We start from the raw sequence: 15,453 nt of genomic DNA, 5'->3' as shown, positions 1-15,453 counted from the left end.
TTCTAATCCTTAAGCGTAAAGTTTTTCTAAGCGAACGTAAGCACGTTCAATGGCTGCGGCAACTTGGTTTGGTGCAGTACCACCAATATGGTTGCGAGCATTAACAGATGCTTCTAAGGTTAAAGCTTTCTCAAAGACATCAGCTTGAATGAGGTCTGAGAACTGTTGTAATTGTTCCAGTGTGAGTTCAGATAAATCTTTGCTTTCTTGTACACCTAAAGCCACAGCTTTACCGACAATTTCGTGTGCATCACGGAAAGCCACACCATTTTTAACTAAATAATCGGCGAGATCCGTTGCTGTTGAGAAGCCACGCAGTGCTGCTTCACGCATGATTTCAATATTTGGAACCAATGCAGGAATCATGTCAGCAAATGCCATCAGTGAACCACGAACCGTATCAATCGCGTCAAATAGTGGTTCTTTATCTTCTTGGTTGTCTTTATTGTAGGCTAATGGTTGACCTTTCATGAGGGTCAAAAGACTCATTAAGTCACCATAGACGCGACCGGTTTTACCGCGAATAAGTTCAGGAACATCTGGATTTTTCTTCTGTGGCATAATAGAAGAGCCTGTGCAGAAACGGTCAGGAATATTCACAAATTTGAATTGCGCTGAAGTCCAAAGGATCATTTCTTCAGACATACGTGATAAATGCATCATGATTAAAGATGCCGCAGCAGTGAATTCAATGGCAAAATCACGGTCAGAAACTGCATCTAAAGAGTTTTCACAAACTGCTTCAAAGCCTAACAGTTCAGCAGTATATGCCCGTTCGATCGGGTAGGTTGTACCCGCAAGTGCTGCTGAACCTAATGGTAAGCGATTAACACGTTTACGGCAGTCAATTAAGCGCTCAGAGTCACGTACGAGCATTTCAAACCATGCCATTAAATGATGACCGAAGGTTACCGGTTGTGCAGTTTGTAGGTGTGTAAAGCCAGGCATAATGGTATTGGTATTTTGAGCCGCTAAACCTAAAATGCCTTTTTGTAATTTTTCCAGTAATTTTAAGATCGCATCAATTTCGTCACGCACATATAAGCGAATATCAGTTGCAACTTGGTCGTTACGGCTACGCCCAGTATGTAATTTTTTACCCGTGATGCCAATGCGGTCGGTTAAAAGTGATTCAATATTCATGTGCACATCTTCGAGCTCAATGCGCCATTCGAAATTGCCAGCTTCAATTTCCGCTTGAATGGTGTTTAAACCGTTGATGATGTCATCACGTTCTTGTTGAGTCAGTACGCCAACTTTAGCCAACATCGTTGCATGTGCAATAGAACCCGCAATATCTTGTTTATAAAAGCGTTGGTCAAATTGCACAGATGCTGTAAATTCAGCAACAAAGGCGTCAGTAGCTTCAGAGAAACGACCGCCCCACATACCCGAAGTTTGGGCTTGTGACGGATTTGAGGAATTAGATGATGTGGTCATGTCGGCTCAATAAAGTAAAAAGCAGTAGATTTAAGCGGAGTATAACAAATTCGGGTTCACTTGCCGCAGCTCAACAGGATGAATCTGGTAGAAAAAACCAACAAAATTTTTATCAATCCTATTTTTTTAGCAAAATGGGTAATTGGCAATATTTAATCGAATTGTTTATTGCCAGCAATGTTTTGGCTTTATTGATTGCACTTGCGGAGGCGCAGTCTTGGGGCAATTTGCAAGCAGGTCACGTTATACAATATATTTTATATATCAATTGGATATTGCTGGCATTTGTAGCGTTAATTGATGTTTTTCAAAAAAAAATACAAAAATTCAATGCGATTGAAAGTTCCATATTTGGCTTTTTTTTATTACAAGGAATTGTATTTTTTACCACGATTGTTTTAAATCTGGTCGGCTATTGGGGGGCTCATCATTCCTTACAAAATTTTTTATGGGCAAATTTGACTGATAATTTAGTACTACATTTGAGTTATGGGGTGTTATTGGGGGCATTTTGTTTGCGTTATATCTATATGCGCGAGCAATGGTTATTACAGCAAAATAGTGAATTGAATGCGCGTATACAGGCGATGCAAGCACGTATACATCCACATTTTTTGTTCAATAGCTTGAACAGTGTAGTGAGTTTAATCAGTATTGATCCCGATAAAGCGGAACAGATGTTAATTGATCTTTCTCGTTTGTTTAGAGCCAGCTTTCAAGAATTAAAATTGGTCAGCCTAAATGAAGAAATAGAATTATGCCGTCATTACATTGCGATTGAGCAAATCCGATTGGGGGATCGTTTGCAGGTTGAATGGAATATTCAACAACCATTACAACTATTACAAGTTAAAATTCCCCTGTTAACGTTACAGCCGTTGATTGAAAATAGTATTTTTCATGGCGTTGAGAAAAAAATAATCGATGCTAAGATAGGCATACTGGTTGAAATATTGCAAAATCAAGTCACTATAGTCATTACTAACCCGTTTATTCAGGATAAAATAAAAGCCCGGGAAGGGCATGGTATTGCAATAGAGAATGTAAAGCAGCGTTTAAAAGCGCACTTTGGGAATGGCGTACAATTTCGTAATTATGCCAGTAAGGAATTGTTTACGACCGTTATTCAATATCAAAATAAATAAAACAAGTCAGGGTTAACACATTAAAAAAATCATCGTTAACAGGGGCAAGGAGGTAAAATGGACATCCTTATTTGTGATGATGAGCCACTCGCAGTAGAGCGTTTGTCTCGCTTAGTATCGCAATTGGGACATCATGTGATTGCGACAGCACAACATGGTATACAGGCATTAGAAATGGTTCAGCAATATGAGCCAGATGTTATCTTGCTTGATATTCAAATGCCTGAAATGGATGGATTAACTTGTGCACAACATTTAAGTCGCTTGAATCCCATGCCTGCCGTGGTGTTTTGTACGGCTTATGACGTGCATGCTTTACAAGCGATCCAATCTCAAGCAAAAGGATATTTGCTGAAACCTATTGCAAAATCAGAGCTGCAAACCGTTTTAGACAATGTCACGAAACTGACTCAAGCTCAAATATCTAATATAGAACAAAAAGAAATCATGGAAGAAAAAAACCAAAGGCAGCAGATTGCTGCAAAAACCTATCGTGGACTGGAGTTGATTCCCATTGAAAATATTTATTATTTTCTTGCAGATCAAAAATACGTTACGGTCAGGCATAAAAATGGCAGTGTATTGATTGATGAAACCTTGAAAGATTTAGAGCAAGAATTTGCACATAAATTTATTCGAATTCATAGAAATGCATTGATTTCATTGGACTATCTTGATGGAATGGAGGTCATTACCTCTGGACAATATCATGTGCGCTGTCGCGAGCTAGATGAAAAGTTAGCAGTCAGTAGACGACATTTACCGCTCCTTCGAGAGCGAATGCAAAATTTATAAAATTTGTATGAATTTAAACGATTTTAGATAATTTACTTGCATTTTCAGGGTATCCAGTTAAGTTTAGAGTGTTTAAAGTTTGGCTGCTCTGAAATGATGAAAACCTTGAAAATAGCAACACGTCAAAGTCCGCTTGCATTATGGCAAGCAGAACACATTCGTGCACGATTAGAGATGCTGCACACGGATCTACACGTCGAGCTCATCACTTTTGTGACTCAAGGCGATAAAATTTTAGATACACCATTGGCTAAAATTGGTGGCAAAGGCTTATTTGTGAAAGAGTTAGAGGCTGCGTTGTTAGATGGACGAGCAGATTTGGCTGTGCATTCGATGAAAGATGTGCCGATGCAATTACCTGAAGGCTTAGAACTTGCGGTCATGTGTGAACGTGAAGATCCTTTTGATGCTTTTGTATCCAATCATTATCAAAAATTTGAAGATTTACCCCAAGGTGCTAAGTTGGGTACATCAAGCTTGCGCCGGAAATGTCAAATTTTAAAACAACGTCCCGATTTAGATGTGATTGATCTACGTGGTAATGTTGGCACACGCTTATCTAAGCTGGATGCAGGATTGTATGATGCGATTATCTTGGCAAGCGCAGGTTTAAAACGTTTAGAATTGAATGAGCGTATTCGTCATACTCTTACGCCAGAACTCAGTTTGCCAGCAGTAGGGCAAGGTGCTTTGGGTTTGGAGTGTCGTAGCAATGATCAGCGCGTTTTGGACTTAATTTTGCCATTGATGCATCCAGAAACCAATTTGTGTGTACGTGCAGAACGTGCATTTAATGCATATTTGGAAGGTGGTTGCCAAGTTCCAATCGCGGGTTATGCAACATTAACTGAAGATGAATTGAACCTTGAAGGACGTGTCGGAAGTGTTGATGGTCAAACGTTACTTTATGCTCGAGTGAAAGGTTCTGTGGATCAGGCTGAACAATTAGGTGTGCAACTTGCAAAAGATTTGTTAGGTCAAGGTGCAGGTGAATTACTAAAGGCATTCCATTAATTTGTTATGCAATTTATTAATACGAGACCTGCAGATCGTGCCCAAGCATTAACCGAATGCTTGGCTCGCTCTGGTTTTCAGGTGCTAAATTTACCGTTGTTAGAACTCAATGCATTACCGTATTCAGAAAAATTACAACAACTGTATGCACAACTTTTAGAAACTCAAATGATTGTTGTAGTCAGTCCGACTGCGGTCAATATTGGGATGCAATATTTACAGCAAAGTGGTGTATTACAATCACAATTAAATCATATTCAATGGATTGCTGTTGGTCAGACCACTGCCAGAACTTTAGAAGCTTATGGGATTCAAAGCCTTATTCCAGCCGTAGAAACCTCTGAAGGAATGTTAAGTTTACCGATTTTTCAAAATAGGTCAGATTTAACACGAATTGCATTTTGGCGGGGTGAGGGTGGACGGCAATTTATGATGCAGCACTGTCTTGATCATCATATTCAAGTGCTCAATTTTTTATTATATGAACGTCATTGTCCTGCGAGTAGCGCGGTAAAATTTTCTCAATTAATAACGTCATTTTCCGAAAATCCACAAACATATTGGATGTGCGTGAGTAGTGAAGCCAGTTGGAAGAATTGGCTTTCTTTATGCCAAGAACATACCAGTTTATTGCAAAATTGCCATTATTTAGTGTTAGGTGAGCGTTTGTATCAAGTTTTGCAACATGATGAAAACAAGGCACAATACCATTTCAGGTTCAGTAAAATATTAAATTTACATCCGAATACTGTGCTTGAAAAAATTACTGAGTTGCAAAGGGAATTATGAAAAAGTTTATTTATGTCTTATGTTTAGTCGGTATCGCATGGCTGATTAAGTTGAGCTATGACTTTTATCAGATCTCGGCTCAGCTTGAGACTTTGCAAAATGCACTGCATCAAAGTGAACAGCAGAATGCAAATTTAAATGATCGCCTAGTGGCACTTCAGCGACAAACTGTGGGTCAGCAAGATCCAAATTTAGTGATGGATTCAAAGCAGATTAAAACTGAGGTGGCATCAGGCTTAAGTCCAAATCTGGTGATTCAACAGCAATTAGAATTGGTTCAGTTTGCGCTACAGCAACACCAGTATGTATATGCTGTTGAAAAGTTGAATCAGCTGGAACAAGCGCTTGAACATTATGCACTGGCTGATACGATAAAGAAAAGTTTGCAGCAAAGTATTGAGCAAGATAAACAAAATATTCAACAGTTTGTATTGGCAAGTAATGCACAACAAACACTATTAGAAGATATTTTACATCAGTTAGATCAAGAAATTGCCAAAGAATTAGAGAATACGCAATTAAAACCATCGAAGAGTGTGACTGAGCATTTTTGGCAAAAATGGTTTCAGATCGATGTGGTGACACAACCATCCTCTGAATTGGTAAACCGTAAAATTATTTTAAAAGAAACCCAGTTGCGTATTTTATTGGCTCAACAGGCTTTGGCGCGTGGGGAAGTGCTTGAGTATCAAATGATGTTGAATCTTGCTATCCAGCAATGCAATGCTTTACCTGATGCTGCAAGCCAGAAATATAAACAACAACTAATTAATCTGAAACAAATCCAAATGCTTCCTGCACCGAAGTTGAATAGTATAGCGATTTTAGGGTAAGCACATTATGAAACAGATTTTACTTGCTTATGCGCTGGTTAGTTTAATTATCATCGCGATTATGAGTGTGATGAGCTATGGTGCAGGAGCTGGCTATGTATATCTGTTATGGCATGGGGTTCAAATTCAAACCAACGTATGGGTTGTGTTGTTTTTAATAGTTGTGGTGAGTCTTTTTTTACAGATGTCATGGCTGATGTTAAAGCGGTCAATTCATCGCGAAAAACGTCAATTAGAGCAGGTATTAAATTTTAGTCATTTACATCCTTATGAGCAATTGGGGGTGATTTGGATATTAGACGGTGAAGAAGAGCAACAGGCATTTGTACAACAGGTCTTTGATCAGTCTGGTTTGCTTAAGCAAGTGGTGTATGCAAGGCTTAAATACCAACAAAACCAATATGCTGAGGCTTTAGTTGATCTTGAACGGAGTCCAGCATCGGCATTTGAGTTGGCTGAGATTCAGCGCATTGAAATTTATTTGGCCCAAAATGATGCACAGCAAGCGTTAACGCATTTAGAATTTTTAAATGGTCATGCCTTATCTCCTTGGTTAGATCAGGTGAATTTAGCATATACGCAACGCATGTCAGAATTGTGGGGGATATACGCGGTACAATTCCCTTGGCAATATTTACATTCGACACAATTTGGCCAATTAAATACGGCAATGAAAAATGACTGGCTCGTCCAAATATTGGGGCAGTTTGAACAAGCCAATTTAGAAGAAATTGAGCTTTTGCAGCAACGTTATATTGAATTGGCGGAGCATATTGCAACCTTATCTTTTGATACGAGAAAGTTATGGTTAAAAGTATTATCTCGATTATCTGAAATGGGGCAGCAGCATCAGAATTTGGCACTACAAATGCTTGATGAGCAATTTGATCAAGATGTATTTTATCTGTGGTTTCAACACCAGTTATTGAAGCAAGTGCCAGATTATGATGCGCTTGAACAGAAAATTAATCAGTTTGAAAGCAAATATCCAGGTATGCCTGTATTTAGTTTTGCCAAATGGCATATATATATTGCCACGGGTCGAATGGATGAAGCAAAGGCATTATTAAGTCTTTATCCTAAAAATATATTGATGAATTATTTGAGAATTAAAGCAACATTTAATGGGAATGAGGAATTGATTCAGCAACTTAATTTAGTATTTGAAAAAGATGCTAATTTTATCCAATTTAAAATATGAGAATAGTCATGGATGAACTTTTAAATTACCCAGTGATTTATGAGCAAAAAGTTGCTTGGGGAGATATGGATGCTTTTGGTCATGTGAATAATGTGATTTATTATCGTTATATGGAAAGTGCGCGTATTGCTTATTTTGATCAGTTGAATATTTTTGCACAGAATATTTATACAGTAGTATCTTCAAATCAATGTCAGTATTTAAAACCAGTAGTTTATCCAGATCATTTGAAAATCGGTGTACGTGTCAATGAAATTCGGAATAGTGCGATTCGTATGCATTATGTGTTGTGGAGTGAGCAGCAAAATGCGGTTGTTGCAACAGGGGATGCTGTGATTGTATTTGTTGATCCTATTGAAATGAAAAAAACCTTAATTCCGGTTGAAATTAAAAATATGATATTAACTTTAGAGCAATCGGTTAATCATGAATTAAGTTAACTGTGTCATTATTTAAATATTTTATTCATTTTAATCGTATATTTTTATGTTGTTTTAAAACGTTATACATATTGATTATTGGTATCAATAAAAATATTATGAGTAAGAAATTATTGTTGATAATAATTATTCAAATTTATGGAGTTTAAATGATGCCAGATATTAGTAATTTATCAGTTGAAGAATTAAGACGTTTAACCGTACAAGCAGAAGCGTTGATTGAATCAAAGAAAGATCAAGAAATTGAAGATGCTTATAATAGTATTATGCAAATTGCCGAAACTGTTGGATTAAGTTTGGAGCAATTGATTGAATACGGGACGCAAAAACGTAAGAAAACAACGCGCAAAGCTGTAGAGCCACGTTATCGCAATAAAGATAACGGTGCTGAGACGTGGACTGGACGCGGTAAACAACCACGCTGGTTAGTCGCACAGCTTGAAAAAGGTGCGAAATTAGAAGATTTTCTTATTTAATTTCATCGAATTGTCATTCGATCATCTTAAAATTAAAAAAACCAAGCAAGAATGCTTGGTTTTTTTATATGAGTGAATTGGCGATATGCAAAATATATGCATAATGGTGTTGAATAAGGGCATCAGCTTACATGGAAGAAGAAATGAATAAATTGGTAAGGGCTGGATGAAGAATAAATCAAAACAAATAACTTGGTGGATCATTGGGGTTACCGCTTTTTTAGTTTTTGTATTGTTACAAGTCCCAGCATCGTGGTTGATTGCAAAATTTTATAAAGATAACCAGATCCTACAGAATGTGAGTGGCAATATTTGGCAAGGACAGGCCGATTGGCATAAAGGCAATTTACGAGGCTCAGTGGCGTGGAAAACACGACCTTTAGATTTACTGTTATTACGGCTTGGTGCTGATCTTGATATTCATAGCGGACAAACCCAATTACAAGGTATTGCTGCTTATGGGCTGGGCAAAAAAATTATTATTAAACAAATGTCGGGGCAAATTGCTCCTGAAACATTAAAAACAATTGTGAATTGGCAATGGCCAACAAATGCAATCCAATTGACAGATCTTCAATTTAGCCTCAATAAAGACCAAGGTTTTCGTGATACAGCGGGAACGCTGCAATGGGCTGGAGGAGAGTTGATTTATACCTTTGGTCAGCGTCAAGACCGTATGAATATGCCATCCTTATTGGGGCAGTTGAAAGATGAGTCTGGAAAATTACAGTTTGATATTCAAGATCAACGTAGCCAAAAAATGGCCAACATTGGATTGGATCAAAATATGATGTTGGATGTTCAGCTGACACAAAGATTATTGCTGAATGTGCCATCGTATGATGGTAAAGCTGGTTTGGATACTTATGTCATCAGTAGTCGGCAACCCCTTGTGCAAGGTGGTTTTTAATGATGGATATGCAAGCGAAATTTGAAAATATTTCTTGGGGAAAAGCGGATAAATTAGCTCCGCTTGTCTTGTTACTGCTTATTTTAGCGTTATGTTGGAAATTGGCATCAATATTTTGGTGGGTTGTGGCACCCCCTCAAGTGATCAATCCTGAATCAGTGACTTTGGGTTCGCAGCAACAACTTGTTCCCAATATTTCTGGCTTTGCATTGTTTTATGAAGCAGGATCTGCGGCTAAAGCAGATGACCAAATGCAAATGCAATTGCAGGGCGTGGTATTGGGTTATCCGAATCGTTATTCATCCGCCGTGATCAAAGTTAATGAAGTGGCTGATCGTTATGCGGTTGGACAAAATATTGAAGGCAGTTCTTACCAGCTTGCTGAAGTGTATTGGGACCATATTGTGTTAAAACAAAGCAATGGTTCGGTGCGCGAATTGAAATTTAAGGGTCTTGAAAATTTGAATCAACCCATGATTCCTACTCAAACTGCTAATTCAGCGCATTCGCCAACAGCATCTGAAAATACGCCTTCTGTAAATTCTGAACAAAATGCACTCGGTCAGGCCATTCAAAAAATGAACGAAGATCGGGATGCTTATATGAAAAACATGGGTGTGAATACGGCTGGTGGGCAAGGTTATGAAGTGACCGAGCAAACACCATCTGCGTTAAAGAGTAAATTGGGGTTACGGTCAGGAGATCGTATTCTTTCTCTGAATGGGCAAACAGTCGGTCAAGGACAAAGTGACGTACAACTGTTAGAACAAGCAAAAAAAGAGGGGAAGGTACGCATTGAAATTAAGCGTGGTGATCAGGTGATGACCATTCAGCAAAGTTTGTAAATGTTAGGCTTACAAATAAAATTAGGAAAGATAATAAGTTATGGCTTTTTTGAATCATCATCGACCGCTTTGGGCTTTAGTTGCTGCAGCACCTATGTTGGCAGCAGTGAGTACTGCAACCCAAGCACAGACTTGGAAAATTAACTTACGTGATGCTGATCTAACTGCATTTATTAATGAAGTTGCAGATATTACGGGGAAAAATTTTGCTGTAGATCCACGTGTGCGCGGTAATGTAACGGTTATTTCAAATAAGCCTTTAAATAAAAGTGAAGTCTATGACTTATTTTTAGGGGTTTTGAATGTCAATGGTGTAGTTGCTGTGCCATCTGGAAATACCATCCGTCTAGTTCCTGACAGTAATGTCAAAAATTCGGGTGTGCCTTACGATTCGGGCCGCAATGCACGAGGTGACCAAGTGGTGACTCGAGTACTCTGGTTGGAAAATACCAATCCAAATGACTTGATTCCAGCCTTGCGTCCTTTAATGCCTCAATTTGCGCACCTAGCAGCTATTCAGGGGACCAATGCTCTGATTGTTTCTGATCGCGCCAGTAATATTTATCAGCTAGAAACGATTGTTCGTAATTTAGATGGTACGGGTCAAAATGATATTGAAGCGGTGACTTTACATGCCAGTCAAGCAGAAGAAATTATTACATTATTAGAGTCGATGTCTACCACGGGTGCTTCAAAAGATTTTGCTGGCGCACGTGTGCGTATTATTGCAGATGCACGTACCAATCGTATTTTAATTAAAGGTGATACGGCAACTCGGAAACGTATTCGCCATATGATAGAAATGCTCGATGTTCCATCAGCAGATCGACTGGGTGGGTTAAAAGTCTTTAAGTTGAAGTATGCCAGTGCTAAAAGTTTATCGGAAATTTTACAAGGTTTAGTCACGGGCCAAGCGGTCAACTCTAATTCCAATTATTCATCTTCAAATAGTAATTCAAATAATGGTATGAACAATTTGATGAATAATAATTCATCGGGTAATTCGGGTTCCAATGGCGGTTCAAGCATTTCAACACCAGGGATTAATTTAGGTGGTGGCTCTACTAAAAATAATCAAAATAATAATGTCAGTAGTTTTAATGGCAATGGCGTCAGTATTATTGCAGATGGTTCACAAAATGCATTGGTGGTCAAAGCTGACCCACAATTAATGCGTGAAATTAGCGCTGCGATTCAACAGCTTGATGTACGCCGTGAACAGGTTTTGATTGAGGCGGCAATTATTGAAGTGGCTGGAGATGACGCTGATCAACTGGGCGTTCAATGGGCCTTGGGTGATTTAGCCAGTGGTGTGGGCTTGGTGAACTTCTCCAATGTGGGTGCAGGTATTGCCAACTTGGCGGCTGGATATTTGACTGGTGGTGCTGCTGGTTTAGGTGCCGCATTAACCTCGAGTAAAAATGGAGTCGGTTCTGTTATTGGTATTGGGGATTATAAAGAGGGTGCAGATGGTTCGCGTAAACTCTATGGTGCACTGATACAAGCATTAAAATCCAATGTAAAATCAAATCTCTTATCTACTCCATCCATTGTCACCATGGATAATGAAGAAGCCTATATTGTGGTGGGTCAGAATGTACCCTTCGTGACAGGGTCGGTCTCAACTTCATCAACGGGGGGGAATCCGTATACCTCTGTAGAACGTAAAGATGTCGGTGTAACCTTGAAAGTGATCCCTCATGTGGGTGAAGGTGGCACGGTTCGTCTTGAGGTCGAGCAGGAAGTTTCAGCTGTGCAAGATAAAGGTCAGGCCACAGACTTGGTGACCAGTAAGCGAGCCATTAAAACCTCAGTTTTGGCTGAGCATGGACAAACCATTGTCTTGGGAGGCTTGATTTCAGACAATAGTATCCATAGTCGTCAATCTGTACCCGGTTTGGGTTCTCTTCCGGGGATTGGTTACTTGTTTAGGGCAGACAATAAAATTGCGGAAAAGCGCAATCTGTTAGTATTTATTCATCCAACGATTGTGGGAGATAATGCCGATATACGCCGTATTGCACAGCAACGTTATGATCAATTGTATAGTTTGCAATTGGCCATGGATAAGGATGGTAACTTTTCCAAGCTCCCTGAAAATGTAGAAGATGTTTATCAACAACGACTACCGATTACTTCAAGTATTACTGCGCAGCCGAAAGTTGAAAACTATCAAGCTGTACCATCGGGTGGAACCATGTCGAAGGGTGTTGTGATAACTCCTCTTGCGATTGAAGCACCTGTACAAAAAGTGAGAGTAGAGCTAGTACCCGATTGAAGTGAATAGAATATTGATAACAGTGTTATCTGTGTCTTGATGATCAGTGTGTAAAAATACAATGCTGCCGTGTTAAGATAAATTTGAATCAGAATGAGAAAATCGTCATGACTTGGAAATTACAATCTGTTACTGGTGAGTCAACAGGAGAGGCTGTCAATATTGATCGTGATATGTTGATTGGCCGTCATCAGGATGCTGATTTTGTTTTGCAATCGGCTGAAATTTCTCGTCGCCATGCTGCACTTGTGTTGAAAGACAATATGCTCTGGATTCAAGATTTGAATTCATCGAATGGTACATTTGTGAATGATGTACGTATTGCACATGAAACTTTATTAAACAATAAAGATATTGTTCAATTTGCAAGTTTGAAATTTTCGGTTATTCAGGTTGCTCAAGATGAGTTTACTGAAAGTGTTTTAGAACCAATTGTGACTGAATCTCAAACGCTGGAACAACCTGCTGAAGCGATTGCAACTTCTGAATATGTCGCTGAAAAGACGCCTGAGATAAGAACAGAAAATGCAGTGCAGCATACGCCAGCTGAAGCAATGAATGATGCTGGTATGCCAAGTTTGACTGAGCGTGCTGCGGAAGTGGTGGTAACGCCAGAAGGGATGCCTGAGCGTGTGGCTATACCGAAGCCTGCACCTATTCCGCAAGGCATCGATATCAAAGCTAAGCCTGAATCTGCATCCATTGTTATTCCAGAAGCTGAGCCAGTGGTAAGTCCGCAACAAGAACAAAAGACAAATGCTTCGGTTGGATTAATCACGATTGTTACATTGATTGTTCTGGCTATTTTAGCTTGGCTATTCTTTAAATAAGGCTGATGATCCATGCAATCAAGGCATGCAATGGCATGCCTTTGTTATTTGAATGAAGTGATTTTAAGATGGTTTAGAGGTATACGATGAGTGTGGCGAAATTAGAACAACGAGAATTAATTTTATTTGATCTAGATGGAACTTTGGTTGATTCAGCTTTTGATTTATATCGGGCGATGAATCTGAGTTTAGAGCGCTTAAATTTGCCCATAGTGACTGAAGCACAAGTTCGTATTTGGATTGGTAAGGGAACCTCACTTTTTTGTAGTAGTACCTTGCAATATCTGCAAGGCGAAGTGAATCCGGTGTTACATCAGCAATTGCTTGACACTTTTTTAGAAATTTATAACGCAGAACCTTGTGTCGACACTCAGCCATTTCCAGGCATTCTGGCATTTTTAGACTGGGGTTTGGCCAACAATAAAAAATTGATTTGTGTGACCAATAAGCCAGAACAGCCGGCACGGAAAATTCTTGAAGTGTTGGAGATGGATCATTATTTTGTAGATGTCATTGGAGGTGATCGCTTTGAACAGCGTAAGCCGCATCCAAAGCCCTTGCTTTATTGTGTGGAGCAATATGCTTCGTCATTTGATACAACTTTAATGATTGGCGATTCAAGTAATGATGTGGAAGCAGCACGTCGTGCTGAGGTCGATTGTGTTGTGGTGAGCTATGGTTATAATCATGGTGAGGATATTCGTTTGTGTCAGCCGCAGCAAATTGTGAATGATTTAACAGAATTACTTTAAGTGATATTAGGTTTGGAATAATTCGGTGATAAGGAAGAGGGATGAAAAGTTATAACGTTTTTCGATGGCGTCATTAAGTCAATTTAAAAGTAGCACTTTACTTAGTACATTCGAAAATAGAGAGAATTCCTCATGACCACTCAAACTCAATTTGAACAATTAAAATCGGTTGGCTATAACCTTATTCCTGTCTATCGTCAAAGACTGGCAGATACAGATACACCTTTGTCTGTATTTGCACGGTTAAAACAACATAAACAAGCCTATTTATTTGAATCTGTCGAAGGTGGGGAGAATTGGGCGCGCTACTCCATTATTGGTCTAGGTGAATCTACGGTTTTTTCCTGTAATGCAGGACAACTCACGGTTCAAGCAGTCGATGGTCAAATTGCTACACAACTGTGTAGTGATCCGTTTCAATATATTCGTGATTATTTAAGTCAGTTTAAAGTACCTACGACTCAAGAGCTTCCAGCTTTGCCAAACTTTACTGGAGGATTGGTGGGGTATTTTGGCTATGATGCTGTGCGCTATATTGAGCCGCGATTAAAAAATGTACCTGCAGCTGATCCGGTGGGTTTACCTGATATTTGGATGATGCTGTCTAAAACGGTTATCGTATTTGATAATTTAAAAGATACCCTTTTTCTCATTGTGCATGCTGAAACCAATGATGTGGATGCTTATCGCAAAGCGCAAGCGCAGTTGGATGCATTGGAAGAGTTACTTGCAACCCCAATTAGCTTAAAAGCAAAAAAACATACACCACCACATTTTGTATCTTTAACGGGTAAAGAGAAGTATTTAGAGTCGATTGAAACGGTTAAAGAGTATATTCGTGCTGGTGACGTGATGCAGGTGGTACCAGGGCATCGCATGGTGTCTGATTTTGATGGTGATCCGCTACAAGTTTATCGTGCTTTGCGTCATTTGAATCCATCGCCGTATTTGTTCTTGGTGCAAGGGCAGACCTTAACAGATCAGAAACCGTTTTATGTGGTGGGTTCATCTCCAGAGATTTTATCGCGTTTAGAAAATGGTATTGCTACGGTACGTCCGTTAGCAGGAACGCGACCACGCGGAAAAACCAAAGAAGAAGATTTGGCTTTAGAGAAAGATTTACTTTCTGATGAAAAAGAAATTGCTGAACATCTTATGTTGATCGATTTAGGTCGTAATGATGTTGGTCGCGTCTCTAAAATTGGTAAAGTACAAGTCACTGATCAAATGGTGATCGAGCGTTATTCGCATGTGATGCATATTGTCTCCAATGTTCAAGGCGAAGTTTTGGATGATGTCGATGCTTTGGATGTTTTTAAAGCAACTTTTCCAGCGGGAACACTTTCAGGTGCACCTAAAATTCGTGCGATGGAAATTATTGATGAAGTTGAGCCGGTAAAACGCGGTATTTTTGGTGGAGCTGTCGGTTATTTAGGCTGGCATGGTGAAATGGACATGTCAATTGCGATTCGAACCTGTGTCATTCGTGAAAATAAAGTCTATGTTCAGGCTGGAGCAGGGCTGGTTGTGGACTCAAATCCTGAATCTGAGTGGAATGAAACCCAAATAAAAGCTCGTGCAGTGATCAAAGCGGTTGAATTATCATCAAATGGTTTGATTTTATGAGTTTTTAGCGTTTTTTTTGAAAAAAACACTTGCAAGGTTTCAGAGTTTTGCTAAACTGCACACCGTTCCGATACGAAAC

14 protein-coding genes and 1 pseudogene are annotated in these 15,453 nt (G+C 39.2%); 14 read left to right on the top strand and 1 reads right to left on the bottom strand.

Annotated features, from left to right (window positions below):
* Positions 1-9: 9 nt before the first annotated feature.
* Entirely contained in the window at positions 10-1,440 is a 1,431-nt protein-coding gene (gene argH, locus B9T28_RS00880; RefSeq protein ID WP_171263422.1) for an argininosuccinate lyase, read from the bottom strand.
* Between argH and B9T28_RS00875 the strand changes: the two genes are divergently transcribed.
* The 14 genes and pseudogenes from B9T28_RS00875 (at position 1,431) to trpE (ending at position 15,374) form a co-directional block, all read left to right on the top strand.
* Complete coding sequence (locus tag B9T28_RS00875) at positions 1,431-2,585, top strand: sensor histidine kinase (protein ID WP_086202080.1); 1,155 nt, start codon at positions 1,431-1,433, stop codon at positions 2,583-2,585. The genes argH and B9T28_RS00875 overlap by 10 nt on opposite strands.
* Before the next feature lie 57 nt (positions 2,586-2,642).
* Positions 2,643-3,380: a LytR/AlgR family response regulator transcription factor gene (locus B9T28_RS00870; protein WP_086202079.1), complete on the top strand. Its 738-nt coding sequence runs from the start codon at positions 2,643-2,645 to the stop codon at positions 3,378-3,380.
* 96 nt (positions 3,381-3,476) lie between these two features.
* Positions 3,477-4,394, top strand: a complete 918-nt coding sequence (hemC, locus tag B9T28_RS00865; protein WP_086202543.1) for a hydroxymethylbilane synthase — start codon at positions 3,477-3,479, stop codon at positions 4,392-4,394.
* Between the two features lie 6 nt (positions 4,395-4,400).
* Positions 4,401-5,183 (top strand): uroporphyrinogen-III synthase, encoded by a 783-nt coding sequence (locus tag B9T28_RS00860; protein WP_086202078.1) that lies wholly within the window; start codon positions 4,401-4,403, stop codon positions 5,181-5,183.
* Positions 5,180-6,016 (top strand): hypothetical protein, encoded by an 837-nt coding sequence (locus tag B9T28_RS00855; RefSeq protein ID WP_086202077.1) that lies wholly within the window; start codon positions 5,180-5,182, stop codon positions 6,014-6,016. Before B9T28_RS00860 ends, B9T28_RS00855 begins: the two co-directional genes overlap by 4 nt.
* A gap of 7 nt (positions 6,017-6,023) precedes the next feature.
* Positions 6,024-7,217 carry a YfgM family protein gene (locus B9T28_RS00850; protein WP_086202076.1) on the top strand — a complete coding sequence of 398 codons (1,194 nt, stop codon included), beginning with the start codon at positions 6,024-6,026 and terminating at the stop codon, positions 7,215-7,217.
* A gap of 8 nt (positions 7,218-7,225) precedes the next feature.
* Complete coding sequence (locus B9T28_RS00845; RefSeq protein WP_086202075.1) at positions 7,226-7,657, top strand: acyl-CoA thioesterase; 432 nt, start codon at positions 7,226-7,228, stop codon at positions 7,655-7,657.
* 149 nt (positions 7,658-7,806) lie between these two features.
* Complete coding sequence (locus B9T28_RS00840) at positions 7,807-8,133, top strand: H-NS histone family protein (protein WP_086202074.1); 327 nt, start codon at positions 7,807-7,809, stop codon at positions 8,131-8,133.
* A 166-nt stretch (positions 8,134-8,299) separates the two neighbouring features.
* Complete coding sequence (gene gspN, locus B9T28_RS00835) at positions 8,300-9,043, top strand: type II secretion system protein N (RefSeq protein ID WP_086202073.1); 744 nt, start codon at positions 8,300-8,302, stop codon at positions 9,041-9,043.
* The gene (locus B9T28_RS00830) at positions 9,043-9,888 is read left to right on the top strand and encodes a type II secretion system protein N (RefSeq protein ID WP_434057109.1); all 846 of its coding nucleotides are present in this window, start codon (positions 9,043-9,045) and stop codon (positions 9,886-9,888) included. The genes gspN and B9T28_RS00830 overlap by 1 nt, the downstream gene beginning before the upstream one ends.
* A gap of 40 nt (positions 9,889-9,928) precedes the next feature.
* Positions 9,929-12,206 (top strand): annotated as a pseudogene (gene gspD / locus B9T28_RS00825) (type II secretion system secretin GspD).
* Between the two features lie 67 nt (positions 12,207-12,273).
* Positions 12,274-12,996, top strand: a complete 723-nt coding sequence (locus B9T28_RS00820; protein ID WP_086202071.1) for an FHA domain-containing protein — start codon at positions 12,274-12,276, stop codon at positions 12,994-12,996.
* A gap of 86 nt (positions 12,997-13,082) precedes the next feature.
* Positions 13,083-13,748, top strand: a complete 666-nt coding sequence (locus tag B9T28_RS00815) for an HAD-IA family hydrolase (protein WP_086202070.1) — start codon at positions 13,083-13,085, stop codon at positions 13,746-13,748.
* Between the two features lie 132 nt (positions 13,749-13,880).
* Positions 13,881-15,374, top strand: a complete 1,494-nt coding sequence (gene trpE, locus B9T28_RS00810; RefSeq protein ID WP_086202069.1) for an anthranilate synthase component I — start codon at positions 13,881-13,883, stop codon at positions 15,372-15,374.
* The last annotated feature ends 79 nt before the right edge of the window (positions 15,375-15,453 follow it).

This window comes from Acinetobacter silvestris (assembly GCF_002135235.1).
GTDB lineage: Bacteria > Pseudomonadota > Gammaproteobacteria > Pseudomonadales > Moraxellaceae > Acinetobacter > Acinetobacter silvestris.
This window is presented reverse-complemented; position numbering and strand designations above follow the sequence as displayed.